This window comes from Planococcus ruber, from assembly GCF_022819085.1.
In the GTDB taxonomy this organism is placed as follows: domain Bacteria; phylum Bacillota; class Bacilli; order Bacillales_A; family Planococcaceae; genus Planococcus; species Planococcus ruber.
Map to the genome: position 1 here is coordinate 368,145 of NZ_JALHAG010000001.1, position 13,113 is coordinate 381,257.

General features: G+C 45.3%; 18 protein-coding genes. 14 read left to right on the top strand and 4 right to left on the bottom strand.

Annotation, left to right across the window (positions count from 1 at the left end; all coding sequences use genetic code 11):
- The first annotated feature begins 82 nt into the window (after positions 1 to 82).
- Positions 83 to 382, top strand: coding sequence for a rhodanese-like domain-containing protein (locus MTR82_RS01755; RefSeq protein ID WP_246807489.1), 300 nt, complete (start codon positions 83 to 85; stop codon positions 380 to 382).
- A 45-nt stretch (positions 383 to 427) separates the two neighbouring features.
- Here the strand turns inward: MTR82_RS01755 and MTR82_RS01760 are convergent, their stop codons facing one another.
- Positions 428 to 1,033, bottom strand: coding sequence for a trimeric intracellular cation channel family protein (locus MTR82_RS01760; RefSeq protein ID WP_052651323.1), 606 nt, complete (start codon positions 1,031 to 1,033; stop codon positions 428 to 430).
- 109 nt (positions 1,034 to 1,142) lie between these two features.
- Between MTR82_RS01760 and MTR82_RS01765 the strand changes: the two genes are divergently transcribed.
- From MTR82_RS01765 to MTR82_RS01800, 8 genes are all read left to right on the top strand, one after another.
- A complete protein-coding gene (locus MTR82_RS01765; RefSeq protein ID WP_246807490.1) occupies positions 1,143 to 2,375 on the top strand; it encodes a methionine gamma-lyase family protein in 1,233 nt (410 codons plus the stop codon).
- Between the two features lie 121 nt (positions 2,376 to 2,496).
- Positions 2,497 to 2,880 (top strand): MerR family transcriptional regulator, encoded by a 384-nt coding sequence (locus MTR82_RS01770; protein WP_052651325.1) that lies wholly within the window; start codon positions 2,497 to 2,499, stop codon positions 2,878 to 2,880.
- A 41-nt stretch (positions 2,881 to 2,921) separates the two neighbouring features.
- Entirely contained in the window at positions 2,922 to 4,256 is a 1,335-nt protein-coding gene (glnA, locus tag MTR82_RS01775) for a type I glutamate--ammonia ligase (protein WP_052651326.1), read from the top strand.
- 105 nt (positions 4,257 to 4,361) lie between these two features.
- On the top strand, positions 4,362 to 4,586 hold the full coding sequence (locus MTR82_RS01780; RefSeq protein ID WP_246807491.1) for a hypothetical protein: 225 nt from the start codon (positions 4,362 to 4,364) through the stop codon (positions 4,584 to 4,586).
- 124 nt (positions 4,587 to 4,710) lie between these two features.
- Positions 4,711 to 4,917: a hypothetical protein gene (locus MTR82_RS01785; protein ID WP_052651328.1), complete on the top strand. Its 207-nt coding sequence runs from the start codon at positions 4,711 to 4,713 to the stop codon at positions 4,915 to 4,917.
- Positions 4,918 to 5,039: 122 nt separating this feature from the next.
- Positions 5,040 to 5,465 carry a hypothetical protein gene (locus MTR82_RS01790; protein WP_052651329.1) on the top strand — a complete coding sequence of 142 codons (426 nt, stop codon included), beginning with the start codon at positions 5,040 to 5,042 and terminating at the stop codon, positions 5,463 to 5,465.
- A gap of 58 nt (positions 5,466 to 5,523) precedes the next feature.
- A complete protein-coding gene (locus MTR82_RS01795) occupies positions 5,524 to 5,718 on the top strand; it encodes a hypothetical protein (RefSeq protein WP_052651330.1) in 195 nt (64 codons plus the stop codon).
- A gap of 66 nt (positions 5,719 to 5,784) precedes the next feature.
- Positions 5,785 to 6,516 carry a class I SAM-dependent methyltransferase gene (locus tag MTR82_RS01800; protein WP_246807492.1) on the top strand — a complete coding sequence of 244 codons (732 nt, stop codon included), beginning with the start codon at positions 5,785 to 5,787 and terminating at the stop codon, positions 6,514 to 6,516.
- A 41-nt stretch (positions 6,517 to 6,557) separates the two neighbouring features.
- Here MTR82_RS01800 and lexA read toward each other — a convergent pair whose 3' ends face one another.
- Complete coding sequence (gene lexA / locus MTR82_RS01805) at positions 6,558 to 7,178, bottom strand: transcriptional repressor LexA (RefSeq protein WP_052651332.1); 621 nt, start codon at positions 7,176 to 7,178, stop codon at positions 6,558 to 6,560.
- A 165-nt stretch (positions 7,179 to 7,343) separates the two neighbouring features.
- Here lexA and yneA point away from each other — a divergent pair, with 165 nt between their 5' ends.
- The 5 genes from yneA (at position 7,344) to MTR82_RS01830 (ending at position 11,147) form a co-directional block, all read left to right on the top strand.
- Complete coding sequence (gene yneA / locus MTR82_RS01810) at positions 7,344 to 7,661, top strand: cell division suppressor protein YneA (protein WP_246807493.1); 318 nt, start codon at positions 7,344 to 7,346, stop codon at positions 7,659 to 7,661.
- Positions 7,658 to 8,311 carry a YneB family resolvase-like protein gene (locus tag MTR82_RS01815; RefSeq protein WP_246807494.1) on the top strand — a complete coding sequence of 218 codons (654 nt, stop codon included), beginning with the start codon at positions 7,658 to 7,660 and terminating at the stop codon, positions 8,309 to 8,311. Before yneA ends, MTR82_RS01815 begins: the two co-directional genes overlap by 4 nt.
- Before the next feature lie 57 nt (positions 8,312 to 8,368).
- Positions 8,369 to 8,602, top strand: coding sequence for a DUF896 domain-containing protein (locus MTR82_RS01820; protein WP_052651335.1), 234 nt, complete (start codon positions 8,369 to 8,371; stop codon positions 8,600 to 8,602).
- Between the two features lie 171 nt (positions 8,603 to 8,773).
- On the top strand, positions 8,774 to 10,774 hold the full coding sequence (gene tkt, locus MTR82_RS01825) for a transketolase (RefSeq protein ID WP_052651336.1): 2,001 nt from the start codon (positions 8,774 to 8,776) through the stop codon (positions 10,772 to 10,774).
- Between the two features lie 130 nt (positions 10,775 to 10,904).
- The gene (locus tag MTR82_RS01830) at positions 10,905 to 11,147 is read left to right on the top strand and encodes a YneF family protein (RefSeq protein WP_052651337.1); all 243 of its coding nucleotides are present in this window, start codon (positions 10,905 to 10,907) and stop codon (positions 11,145 to 11,147) included.
- Between the two features lie 38 nt (positions 11,148 to 11,185).
- Here the strand turns inward: MTR82_RS01830 and MTR82_RS01835 are convergent, their stop codons facing one another.
- Positions 11,186 to 12,139 (bottom strand): alpha/beta hydrolase, encoded by a 954-nt coding sequence (locus tag MTR82_RS01835; protein ID WP_246807495.1) that lies wholly within the window; start codon positions 12,137 to 12,139, stop codon positions 11,186 to 11,188.
- A gap of 12 nt (positions 12,140 to 12,151) precedes the next feature.
- Entirely contained in the window at positions 12,152 to 13,051 is a 900-nt protein-coding gene (locus MTR82_RS01840) for a hydroxymethylglutaryl-CoA lyase (RefSeq protein WP_246807496.1), read from the bottom strand.
- Positions 13,052 to 13,113 lie beyond the last annotated feature (62 nt).

Consider the following 13,113-nt stretch of genomic DNA (forward strand, 5'->3'; position numbering starts at 1 on the left):
TTTTTCATTTGACAGAAGCGGAAGGGGGGTATACCCTTTTTAAGTAGCTTAAACTTACACAGTTAACAGGAGGAAATAAGCCTTGAAATCCATTACAACAGATGAATTGCAGGAAATCGTCGAACGCGGCGAAGAAATTTACTTGATAGATGTGCGTGAAAACGAAGAAGTGGCTTATGGCATGATACCCGGAGCGAAGCACATTCCGCTCGGGCAGCTGCCAGAACGGCTAGATGAACTGGAGGCAGGTACTGCTGTCCACGTCATCTGCAAAGCTGGCGGAAGAAGTGCGATGGCATGCGACTTTTTGGAAGCAAACGGCATTGAAACCGTTAATATTGAAGGCGGCATGATGAACTGGAACGGGGAAGTCATCGCTTAAAGAGAAAACAAGCCATGCAGCTGAAAGCCGCATGGCTTGTTTTTTTTACGGCAGCTGAATTTTTCTGGACGGCAGCCGCCATTTATACGTATAAGACAGGATGCGCAAAATGGTGATGGCAAGGAACAGCCCGTACAAGACAGCATCTGAGCGAATCATGTCGATGCTGATCAAGATGCCTGCAATGGCCGCCCACAGCGCATAGATTTCCGCTTTCAGGACGAGCGGCTTTCTACCTGCCAATAAATCACGGATCATGCCGCCGCCGGAACCGGTTAAAATGGCGGCTACCATGACAGCGATAATCGGCATGTCCAAATCAACAGCATATAACGCGCCTTGTACAGCAAATGCCGACAAGCCGATTGCATCAAAGAAATTGCCCCACCTGCTCCACGGTCCGAGCAATTTATGCGGGAAAAGAAAAACGATGGTAATCGAAATGGCTGCTAATTGGAACATCATTTCCTGTTCCCACAGAGCGGAAACGGGAACGCCAATCAGTAAATTGCGGATCGCCCCTCCACCGAACGCGGTAACGACTCCGAGAAGATAAACGCCAAAAATATCATATTCTTCTTCCATTGCGATAATCGCACCGGAAATGGCAAACGCGACGGTCCCGATTGCACTTAAAACTTCCCAAGCCATTGCACTGATCCTCCCCGAAAAACTAACTCTATGAATTGTATCAGAGTTTGACGCAATTTCAAGTTTCGCGTCATAATGGATAGGGCATTAAAAAAGAATGGAGATTAACATGCAGACAACAATCCGATCAATAGAAGAAACCATCCAAAAAGAGCTGCGGCATGCAGACGACATCGCTTACTTGAACCAGAAAAAAGTATTGGATGCTTTCCACCGGCAAAAAGTGAGCGACCATCATTTCCATCCTTCTACAGGCTACGGCTATGACGATGAAGGGCGGGATACATTAGAACGGGTCTATGCCGACGTATTTAAAGCGGAAGCTGCTTTGGTCCGGCCGCAAATCATTTCCGGAACCCACGCAATCACCATTGCGCTGTTCGGTATGCTGCGCCCGGGGGATGAATTGATGTACATTACCGGGAAACCTTATGACACACTGGACTCCATTGTGTCAGGGGGCAAAAAAGATACAGGGTCTTTAAGAGATTTCGGCATTGGCTATCAGCACATCGATTTGACTTCAAAAAATGAGGTGGATTGGCCAGCTGTCGAGCAAAAGATTTCTGGAAAAACGAAAGTGATTGCGATCCAAAGATCAAGGGGATACGACACGCGCCCTTCTTTCACAGTTGATCAAATTGAAGAAATGGTTCGTCGTGTCAGAACGATTAAAGAAGATGCCGTTATTTTTGTGGACAATTGCTACGGCGAATTTGTCGAAGAGCGGGAACCGATTGAAGCGGGGGCAGACCTCATTGCCGGATCGTTGATTAAAAATCCGGGGGGCGGAATGGCGAAAATCGGTGGCTATATTGCCGGAAAAGCAGATTTAGTCGAAAAATGCGGTTACCGGATGACTTCACCGGGTATAGGAGGAGAGGCAGGAGCTTCATTAAATGCCTTGCCGGATATGTACCAAGGGTTTTTCATGGCTCCCCATATCGTATCGCAAGCATTAAAAGGCGCGATTTTTACGTCAGCCCTATTAGAATCGGTGGGCATGGAAACGACGCCGCATTATTCGGCGCTGCGGACCGACCTCATTCAGTCCGTTTCTTTTAAAACAGCTGAACAGATGATCGCTTTTTGCCAAACGATCCAAAACAGTTCTCCGGTGAATGCGCAATTCAAGCCGGAACCCGCTTATATGCCAGGATATGAAGACGATGTCATCATGGCAGCCGGAACATTTGTCCAAGGCTCAAGCATCGAACTTACAGCAGACGGCCCGATTCGGCCGCCCTATACCGCTTTCGTGCAAGGCGGATTGACTTATGAACATGTAAAAATTGCTGTGTTGAATTCAATCGCAGCTTTAGAAGAAGCTGGTCTTTTATAAGTGTTCCTGCACTTGAAAGAGTGCAGGAATATTTTTATGTCAGGTAATGTAACATGTGATTGACAACTTTCCTGACGTGTCTTATACTGAAAGAGTAGTAAAACTGAAAAGGGTGAAAACAATGACGAATCGGGTTCGTCGGACGATGCCGCTTCTGCCCATCAGCATTGTGATGCAGCTGACAGAATTGACTGCGCGCCAGATCCGCTATTACGAAGAGCATGAATTGATCAGCCCAGCCCGTACAGAAGGCAATAAACGCATGTTCTCATTGAATGATGTCGATACGCTGCTCGAAATTAAAGAGTATCTGGAGCAGGGATTGAATATGGCGGGGATCAAGAAAATCTATAACCTGAAAGACCAACCAGAAAACGAAAAGGCTGAACCCAAAAATATCAGCGACGCAGAATTGCGCAGAATTTTAAGGGAAGAAATGCAGCAGCTTCGCTCTTATGAACGCGGAGGCTTACGGCAAGGTGATTTATCTCGCTTTTTCAAATGAGGCGAGTGAATATAAAACTTACATAGGAGAGTGGAAAGAAGATGAGCAAGTATACTAAAGAAGACATTAAGCGATTAGTGAAAGAAGAAGAAGTCAACTTTATCCGTTTACAGTTTACAGACATTCTCGGCGTAATCAAAAATGTTGAAATTCCGACTTCTCAATTGGACAAAGCACTCGACAACAAAATGATGTTTGACGGTTCTTCTATCGACGGATTCGTTCGCATCGAAGAATCAGACATGTACTTGTTCCCTGACCTGGATACGTGGGTTGTATTTCCGTGGATTACAGGAAAAGGGAAAGTAGCCCGTTTAATCTGCGACATCTACCGTGCAGACGGAACTCCGTTTGAAGGAGATCCGCGCAACAACTTAAAACGCGTTCTGAAAGAAATGGAAGAAATGGGCTTCACGCATTTCAATCTAGGGCCAGAGCCGGAATTCTTCTTGTTCAAATTGGATGCAAGCGGAGAGCCTTCTCTTGAATTAAACGACAACGGCGGATACTTCGACTTGGCACCGATGGACCTTGGCGAAAACTGCCGCCGCGACATCGTATTGGAATTGGAGGAAATGGGCTTTGAAATTGAAGCTTCCCACCACGAAGTGGCTCCAGGACAGCACGAAATCGATTTTAAATACGCAGACGCCATCAAAGCTTGCGACGATATCCAAACATTTAAATTAGTGGTGAAAACGATTGCCCGTAAACATGGCCTGCATGCTACTTTCATGCCAAAACCGCTTTTCGGCGTCAACGGTTCAGGAATGCATATGAACGTTTCGTTGTTTAAAGACAAAGTGAATGCCTTCCTCGATGAAGACGGCGAATTGAAATTGAGCGAAACAGCTTACCAGTTCCTAGCGGGAATTTTAGAGCATGCCCAAGGATTTACAGCTGTTACGAACCCGACGGTCAACTCTTACAAGCGTTTAGTTCCTGGATACGAAGCACCGTGCTACGTGGCTTGGTCTGGCCAAAACCGCAGCCCGTTGATCCGCATCCCAGCTTCCCGCGGCTTGTCGACTCGCGTAGAAGTCCGTTCAGTTGACCCATCGGCGAACCCTTACTTGGCAATGGCGGTTCTTTTGAGTGCGGGCCTTGACGGCATTAAAAAGAAACTGGAAGCACCGAAGCCGGTTGACCGCAATATCTATGCTATGAACAAAAAAGAGCGTGAAGCAGTAGGCATCAAAGATCTTCCGCCGACATTATATGCTGCATTGCAAGAGCTTCAAAATGACGAAGTCATGACAAAAGCTCTTGGAAGCCACATCTTGAACAATTTCGTCGAAGCGAAAGAAATCGAATGGGACATGTTCCGCATCGCTGTGCACCCATGGGAGCGCGAGCAATATCTCAAAATGTATTAATCAGTTCGGCTGCAAGGGCTTTAAAGCTCTTGCAGTTTTTTATTTTACAAAAGAAGGAGGAAAGGGCAAGCTGCATCCAGAACTTTTTAATAAGGAGGTGAGCTGATGCCTAAATTTGTGATCCAATACTTTTTGGAAAAAGGGCTGGCTGTTGAACGGACAGTTGAAGCCGCTAGCCGTGATCAAATAGCTGATATGGCACTTTCAGAAAAAATTGTCCGTTTTGAAGACAATTTTGGGGAATTAAACCTTTTCAGCAAAGAGGACGTAAAATTAGTGAAGATTAAGAATTACACTGAACCGGTCACCACTTCGCGAAGAGGGGGATAATAAAGCGGGAACTAAGGGTTATAAGTTTAACATTCAGGGTATTAGTAAAATAGGCTTTCTAAATTTAATGATCCGTACTGAGTTTTCTTTGAAAGCGCAAGGAAAATTTTGTGGGGGTGATTAGATGAAAAAAATTCAAGGGATTGAAAATCTTTTAATATACTTGAATTCAAAAGAATGCCCAATGACTGAAGCGCAAATCCGAAATTTGATAACCCTGCGGACAATACCGCACAGCCAGCCTTTTGGCGACATGTTGATATTTGACAAAGATCATATCGACTGGTGGGTAACTGAACAGAGGAACCAACTCAGTAGGTTAACAGAATAGACCGCAATCCACCCGATGCCAAGCCTTGAAAAGTGACTGGCATCGGGGTTTTGCCTTTTCGGTAACTTTTGATGGAGTTATGCGTCTTATTTAGCAGTACGGAAACAATGGAGGAATGGCGAATGCGCTTTTTAAAATATTTTCTTGTATTTGCAATCATTTTGGCGGCGGCAGGCATTGGCGTTTATTATGTCGGCACAAATATCGCTTCGGATAAAATCGTGGAAGAAGCCACGAGCGAACTTGCAGAGAGCGGAAAAATGGATGAAATCAAAACCTATGTAGAAAAGGACCCGCAATTGTCTGGTTATATTGAAGAGGCTAAAGAAGCGGAAGGCCGTGATCTACCTATCAAAACTAAAGGCGAGGCGACTCGTGTATTAATCCAAAAAGTGGGCATCAGTGAATTGAAAACGATGCAGTCGGAAGTGAAAAAAGGCACTATGACCCAGCAGGAAGCGATTCAAAAGCTCGAAACCCAATTAAGCGAAGAAGAGATGCTTGCGCTGAAAGTTCTCGCTTACAAGGAATTATATAAACAGCAATAAGCAGAAGGCTGTGTTAAACTGGTAAAAGAGTTCAAATGACACAGTTTAGGAGGCCTTCATGAAAACATTCCAAGTCGAATTTTATTTTGATCAAGGCAATACCATTGTGCAAAATGTAAAAGGAACCGACCGCGAATCTGCATTGAACAAAATCCCGTCTAATGGCACGTATGAGATGGTCGATGAAGTGACCGGAAAACTTTACCGCATCACCATCAATCTTGTTAAATATATAGTTGTCACTGAAATTTAACGTTTAGGCATCCTTCATTTGAAGGATGCCTTTTCCATGCGGAAATAACTTGAAGGAGTGATTGGAATGATTTATAAAGGGCCGAGTGCATACAATGAGGAAAGCTTTCTGGAAAATTATTTAAAGCGGCGCAACCGGGAGGAAAGCCCGAATAATGCGATTGAAAAACCGATACTGATGGAACTTATCCAGACGGTAAAGGGGCAGGACGTATTGGACTTAGGATGCGGAGATGCGGCATATGGATTGGATTTGATGGAAATAGGGGCGAGGAGCTATACAGGAATTGAAGGATCAAAGCAGATGGCTGAACTCGCGAAAAAAACAACAGCCGGATCGGGCATTCAAATAATAAACGAATCGCTTGAAGCCGCCGATTTGGGAGATGGCATCTATGATTTGGTGACGTCGCGTTTTGTCGTCCATTATCTTCGTGACATTGAAAGCCTATTTGCAAAAGTCCATGCCTCGCTAAAGGAAAAAGGGCGCTTCATTTTCAGCATTCAGCATCCGCTGACTACATCTTCTTTTAAGAGCAAAGAACAAAGCGGCAGAAGAGAAGATTGGATTGTGGATGATTATTTTATTGAAGGTGAACGGAATGAACCATGGATTGATAAGACGGTGAGAAAATACCATTGGACAACCGAACATTACATAACGGCTTTGCTGGCTGCTGGATTTCAGTTAAAAGCATTGAGAGAAGGGAAGCCTGAACGGAGCCGCTTTGCGACAGAAGAGGAATACATCAGAAGGACTCGTGTGCCGATCATGTTGATCTTTTCGTGTGAAAAGTGAAATTGATGAAAAAAAGAGCTGAGAAATTCTCAGCTCTTTTCTTAATGAAGTTGGCGGTATACGCCGACTACTTTTCCTAAGATCGAAACTTGTTCGACAATGATTGGATCCATCGATGAGTTTTCTGGCTGTAAGCGGAAAAAGCCTTCTTCTCTGAAAAAACGTTTTACGGTTGCTTCATCTTCGGCAGTCATCGCAACGACAATATCACCATTATTAGCGGTTTGCTGTTGTCTGACGACTACATAGTCCCCGTTCAGGATGCCTGCTTCGATCATACTTTCACCCATGATCTCGAGCATGAAAATGTGATCGTCTTCCGTACCATAGGATTGAGGAAGAGGGAAATACTCTTCAACATTCTCTATCGCTGTAATCGGCAATCCTGCTGTAACTTTACCAATTAACGGGACATGAAGCACAGGGCTTTTGTCGATTAATGCATCTTCAGTGCTGATAATTTCAATCGCTCTCGGTTTTGTTGGATCTCGGCGGATCAAGCCTTTGCTTTCAAGCCGCGCTAGATGTCCATGGACAGTCGAACTGGATGCCAAACCAACTGCTTCTCCGATTTCCCGTACGGAAGGCGGATAGCCTTTAGCCCGGACCTCGTCTTTTATAAATGTCAAAATATCTTCCTGCCGTTTTGATACTTTTTTCAACAGTTTCACCTCTTTTTAGTTGTTCAGTATGTTTTCTACCATAAGTATACCAACTTGGGATATGAAATGCAAACATAGGTTCGAATTTATTTGTTGACAAAAACACCTGTTCGCATTATTATAAGAACATACATTCCGAACACACATTCCTAGGAGGCGGTTCATATGACATTCATCCAAAAAAATTCTTATCTTACAGCATTTTTCCTATTAGTTCTGCTAGTATCTATTTATACGATTTTTTCATACAATAGCAGTGAAGCAACGATGAGCCAAGTGCAAGTCAAAGAAGGCGATACGTTATGGACGCTGGCTGAATCTTTCAGCGGCGATATCCCACATCATGAATGGATAGAGGACATTATGCAGGAAAATGGATTAGAGACCCCAAAAATTATCGTTGGCCAATCGATTAAGATTCCAAGCGATCAACTTAAATATGCCCCAGACGAAACTGTAAAACTGGCGGGTGATGCAGAATGAAGAAATCTGCGTTGATTTATTGCCGCGTCAGCACCACGAAAGACACTCAAGAAACTTCGCTTGAACGGCAAGAAGAGGAATTGCTCAAATTTGCATTTGAGCAATCCTATATTGTGGAAGAAATCTTTTCAGATCAGCATAGCGGCTACGAAATGGACCGCGAAGGCTTATTAGAGATGCTCAATTGCATAAAGACCGGAAAATTTGACGCTGTTTTTATCCAAGATGAAACACGCCTAGGGAGAGGGCATGCCCGTATTGCGCTCTTGCATGTCATGAAAAAATACGGTGTCGAAGTTTATACATTATCCGACAGAGGCCCCATCGCACTGAACGATATGGATGACATGGTCCTGGAGATTCTCGCGATTGTCGAGGAGTATCAGCGGAAAATACATAATGCTAAGATCAAGCGCGGAATGAAGCGGGCGGTCGAAAACGGCTATAAACCTGAAAAGAACTTAAAAGGAAAAGGCAATCCTGAAGGGCGCGAACGGCTGGACCTTCCAATCGAGCAAATTGTCAGTTTGAAAGAAAACGGATTAACTTTCCATGAAATTGCTGTGACGTTGCAAGGGTTCGGCTATCAAGCAAGCAAAGCGACCGTCCACCGGCGCTATAAAGAATTTGAAAGCCTGAAACAAGGCTAATCTATTGCAGAAACTGCCCTTCTTTTGTACGATATGATAGAAGAAAGGCGGGATTTTATGTTACCACCGGATAAATTAAATCGCATTAATGAATTGTCGCGCAAATCGAAAACGGACGGTTTGTCTATCGAAGAAGCGAAAGAACAGTCGCTGCTTCGCCAGGAATATTTGCAGACTTTCCGCAAAACGATGCGCGGCACAATTGAAAATGTAAAAGTCATCGACCCGAACGGCAATGACGTGACGCCGGAAAAGGTCAAAAATATTCGAGAGAATAAGTATTTGAATTAATACTTATTCTCTTTTTTTGTTTTCGATTAAACCACTGGACATTTCACGACATAACTTCGCCCAAATTACCGATAAACACCGCTGCATGCGGTTTACTAGTTGTATTCTTTTCTATTGTTGACTACACTAGAAAAGGATCTATATTTTTTTGTAGAAGAGAGGATGTTTTTCATGTCAAACCATGCAGATCAACTTGCAGTAACCACGATAAGAACGCTTTCTATTGACGCAATCGAAAAAGCAAACTCTGGTCACCCAGGCTTGCCGATGGGCGCTGCTCCTATGGCTTACTCATTATGGACAAAACATATGAACCATAACCCTAAAAACCCGACTTGGTTCAACCGTGACCGCTTCGTCTTGTCGGCTGGACATGGTTCCATGCTTTTATATAGCTTGCTTCACTTAAGCGGGTATGGCTTGTCATTGGAAGAAATCAAAAACTTCCGCCAGTGGGATTCAAAAACTCCTGGACACCCGGAATACGGCCATACAGTCGGCGTTGAAGCGACAACTGGACCGCTTGGGCAAGGAATCGGCATGGCAGTCGGCATGGCAATGGCCGAACGCCACTTAGCTGCTACCTACAACAAAGAAAACTTGGACATCGTTGACCATCACACGTTCGCTCTTTGCGGAGATGGAGATTTGATGGAAGGGGTTGCGGGTGAAGCCATTTCGCTTGCCGGCCACTTGAAACTGAATAAATTGGTTGTCTTATATGACAGCAATGACATTTCCCTTGATGGCGACCTCGCCATGAGTTTCTCTGAAGATATCAAAAAACGTTTTGAATCATATGGCTGGAATTACTTGCGCGTAGATGACGGCAACGAACTGGACGACCTATCTGCTAAAATTGCAGAAGCAAAAAAATCTTCAGACAAACCGACGCTTATTGAAGTGAAAACGGTCATCGGCTATGGTGCCCCAAATAAATCAGGCAAAGCTGATGCACATGGCTCACCGCTTGGTGAAGACGAAATGAAATTGGCGAAAGAATATTACAAGTGGACATTCGATCAAGATTTCCACGTGCCGGAAGAAGTCTATGAAACGTTCAAACAAGCGACGGAAGAATTAGGCGGAAAAGCCGAGAGCGCTTGGAACGAGTTGTATGCAACGTACGAATCACAATATCCGGAATTGGCTGAGCAATTGCAAAAAGCGATTGCTGGAGAGCTTCCAGAAAACTTTGATGCTGAATTCCCGACATATGAAGTGGGCAAAAAGCAAGCGACTCGCGCTTCATCAGGCGACATGGTCAATGCGATTGCGAAAGCGGTGCCTTCATTCTTCGGTGGAAGTGCGGATTTAGCAGGATCAAACAAAACGAATATTAAAGGCGGCGGCGATTTTGATGCTGAAAATCCAGCTGGACGCAATATCTGGTTCGGTGTGCGTGAATTCGCAATGGGCGCTGCTCTAAACGGTATGGCGCTTCACGGCGGTCTGCATGTATTCGGCGGTACGTTCTTCGTATTCAGCGATTATGTCCGCCCTGCAATCCGTTTGGCTGCATTGATGGGCCTTCCGGTCACATTCGTCTTCACTCACGACAGCGTAGCTGTAGGAGAAGATGGCCCGACGCATGAACCGGTTGAACATTTAGCCTCTCTTCGTGCCATGCCAAACTTGAGCGTTGTCCGCCCGGCTGATGCAAATGAAACGAAAGCTGCGTGGCGTTTAGCGTTGACTGCAAAATCAACGCCGACGCTATTGGTGCTTTCACGCCAAGACTTGCCAGTGCTTGAGAAGAGCGGCGAAATGGCTGAAACAGGCGTTGAAAAAGGGGCATATGTCGTTTCTCCGGCAGAAAACCCGCAAGCGTTGTTGTTGGCGACAGGCTCTGAAGTCAGCTTAGCTGTAGAGGCACAGAAGCAATTAGCGGAAGAAGGCATTTCCGTTTCTGTTGTTTCGATGCCGTCTTGGGACCGTTTCGAAAAACAGGATAAAGAATACAAGCAATCCGTTATTCCAAAAACGGTTAAGAAGCGTTTGGCAATTGAAATGGGGACTTCATTCGGCTGGGAACGATACACAGGCGATGAAGGCGATATTTTAGCCATTGACCACTTTGGCGCAAGCGCTCCAGGAGAACGCATCATGAAGGAATTTGGCTTCACTCCTGAAAATGTGGCAGCCCGCGTTAAACAATTGATCGAAGAATAAGCAGCAAAGAGAAGGGAGCTCTGTCCCTTCTCTTTTTTATCTATTTCTGTGTATAGTCACCACTCCGGATTTATAGTATAATCCATTGTGGTGCACTACTTATTTATGCAACACGAAGGAGGTAACTTGAATGTCTACATGGATTTGGATCGTAATCGTTATCGTGGCTTTGCTCGCCGGTGTTGCGCTTGGCTTTTTCATCGCTCGTCAATACATGATGAAATATTTGCAGGACAACCCGCCGATTAACGAAGAAATGCTGCGAATCATGATGATGCAGATGGGACAAAAACCATCTCAGAAAAAAATCAATCAAATGATGGCTCAAATGAATAAAGCGTCAACAAAACCTGGAAAACCAGCTAAAAAATAAAAAGCGCTCATCGTGAGCGCTTTTTTGTTTGGACGAAATTAATTGCTAGCCGTGCTTATACCCGCTTCAGAAGAGGCCAAGCCAAATTCCGCTAAAAATTCGGCTACTGTTTGTTCATACGCTTCTGGGTTTTTATTGAAGGACTGCGCATGTCCGCCTTCTTCAAAAAACTTCAATTTTTTCTTATCCGGTTTCAAATCATACATTTCCTGTGTCATGGCCGGCAAGATGAAATCGTCTTGCAGGCTATGAATGAACAAAACAGGCTTTTCGATCTGTCCAACCGCTTGTCGCGGCGATACGGTGCTGATGGAATAGCCGTCTCGCAATTTAAGAAACAGGCTGGCCACTCTCAAAGAAAGCGTAGTGCGAAGAGGCGTCGTCGTTCTCATGACATGCAGCAGCTGTTCTGAAATATCCGAAAAGCCGCAGTCGGAAATATAGAAATCGGCCGAGTCTTCCATGCCGGCATATAGGAGCGTTGTCGCGGCGCCCATCGATTCGCCGTGGATGCCAAAAACTACATCATCGCCTGCATGCATCTTCAAAGCTGCCACTACCGCTTTCAAATCCGTTTTTTCATAATGGCCGAAACTGGTCGTTTTCCCGCCGGAATCACCGTGGCGGCGGTGGTCATAGACGACTGAATTGTAGCCGAGGCGCTCAAACATTCGGGCATATTTAAAAGAATTCACTTTCGATTCCGTTACGCCGTGGCAAATGATAACATAGCGGTTCGTTTGATGCGGCTCCAAAAAAATGGCTTTGATGGGATAGCCGTTTTCGGAATCGATCCATTTCTCGGTTTTATTGGCAGTGGCATACCAATGTTCGTCAATTCGTTTCGAGGTGATTTCGCGTTCTAAGATTAGTTCATCGTCTTTTGTCTTCATGTACATGATGCGGTTCGATAAAGCAATGCCGAAGACCGTTGTCGTCGCTGCTAAGATGCTGGAAACGGCTCCCGTTGCCCATAATAATTTTTTCTTCAAGGCATTGGCTCCTTACGCTCGGTTTTTATAGAGGCTATACATCCCGGTTTGTACGGGAGTGGATATATGGTGTTCAATTTTTTGGACGGCATCGCATAATTGGTCAAGGTCGATGCCGGTGTCGATGCCCATGCGGTGCAGCATATTGACAACGTCTTCGGTTGCCACGTTTCCTGTAGCGCCGGGTGCAAACGGGCATCCCCCAAGCCCGCCAGCCGAACTGTCAAACCGCGTAACGCCGGCATGGAGCGCAGCATAGATGTTCGCTAAAGCCATTTTGCGCGTATCGTGGAAATGGGCTGTGATGAGTGTATCCGGAAATGCTTCGGTGATTTTCTTGAACAGTGCATAACTCTCGTTCGGTGCTGCCATGCCGATCGTATCGGCCACACTCAGCTCATCCACGCCCCAATCGACGAATTGCCGGCAGAGCGCGAGTGTCGCTTCTGGATCCACCGCTCCTTCAAATGGACAATAGAAGGCAGTGGAAATGCAGGCTCGAACGAAAATGCCGTCTTCTTTCAATTTGGCTACCAGCGGTTCGAGCGCTTTCATGCTCTCGGCAGTTGTTTTGTTGACATTCTTTTTATTGAAAGAATTGGAAACGCCGACAAATACGGCAATGGCTCTTGCTCCCGAGTCCAAAGCTGCCTGAATCCCTTTTTCATTTGGCGCTAACACAAACTGGCGGCCCTGCTTGTCGGTATTGGCCATAATGTCTTTGGCATCCGCCATTTGCGGCACCCATTTCGGCGATACGAAAGAAGTAAGCTCCATTTCATGGATGCCGGACTTTTGCAGCCCCTCGATAAATTGCAGTTTAAAGTCTGTTGCCACGATGCGCCCTTCATTTTGAAGGCCATCACGCGGCCCAACCTCGATAATTGTTGCATTTTTTGGTAAACTGAACATAATATCCCCCCTGTTAATCATTGTATCTAGAGGGGGGATAAAAGAGCAACAAGTAAACGCTA

What these genes read in the sequence shown, in the direction of transcription:
- MTR82_RS01760 (WP_052651323.1), bottom strand. Translation starts at nt 1,033, where the DNA reads ATGGCTTGGGAAGTTTTAAGTGCAATCGGGACCGTCGCGTTTGCCATT.
- MTR82_RS01765 (WP_246807490.1), top strand. Translation starts at nt 1,143, where the DNA reads ATGCAGACAACAATCCGATCAATAGAAGAAACCATCCAAAAAGAGCTG.
- MTR82_RS01770 (WP_052651325.1), top strand. Translation starts at nt 2,497, where the DNA reads ATGACGAATCGGGTTCGTCGGACGATGCCGCTTCTGCCCATCAGCATT.
- glnA (WP_052651326.1), top strand. Translation starts at nt 2,922, where the DNA reads ATGAGCAAGTATACTAAAGAAGACATTAAGCGATTAGTGAAAGAAGAA.
- MTR82_RS01780 (WP_246807491.1), top strand. Translation starts at nt 4,362, where the DNA reads ATGCCTAAATTTGTGATCCAATACTTTTTGGAAAAAGGGCTGGCTGTT.
- MTR82_RS01785 (WP_052651328.1), top strand. Translation starts at nt 4,711, where the DNA reads ATGAAAAAAATTCAAGGGATTGAAAATCTTTTAATATACTTGAATTCA.
- MTR82_RS01790 (WP_052651329.1), top strand. Translation starts at nt 5,040, where the DNA reads ATGCGCTTTTTAAAATATTTTCTTGTATTTGCAATCATTTTGGCGGCG.
- MTR82_RS01795 (WP_052651330.1), top strand. Translation starts at nt 5,524, where the DNA reads ATGAAAACATTCCAAGTCGAATTTTATTTTGATCAAGGCAATACCATT.
- MTR82_RS01800 (WP_246807492.1), top strand. Translation starts at nt 5,785, where the DNA reads ATGATTTATAAAGGGCCGAGTGCATACAATGAGGAAAGCTTTCTGGAA.
- yneA (WP_246807493.1), top strand. Translation starts at nt 7,344, where the DNA reads ATGACATTCATCCAAAAAAATTCTTATCTTACAGCATTTTTCCTATTA.
- MTR82_RS01815 (WP_246807494.1), top strand. Translation starts at nt 7,658, where the DNA reads ATGAAGAAATCTGCGTTGATTTATTGCCGCGTCAGCACCACGAAAGAC.
- MTR82_RS01820 (WP_052651335.1), top strand. Translation starts at nt 8,369, where the DNA reads ATGTTACCACCGGATAAATTAAATCGCATTAATGAATTGTCGCGCAAA.
- tkt (WP_052651336.1), top strand. Translation starts at nt 8,774, where the DNA reads ATGTCAAACCATGCAGATCAACTTGCAGTAACCACGATAAGAACGCTT.
- MTR82_RS01830 (WP_052651337.1), top strand. Translation starts at nt 10,905, where the DNA reads ATGTCTACATGGATTTGGATCGTAATCGTTATCGTGGCTTTGCTCGCC.
- MTR82_RS01840 (WP_246807496.1), bottom strand. Translation starts at nt 13,051, where the DNA reads ATGTTCAGTTTACCAAAAAATGCAACAATTATCGAGGTTGGGCCGCGT.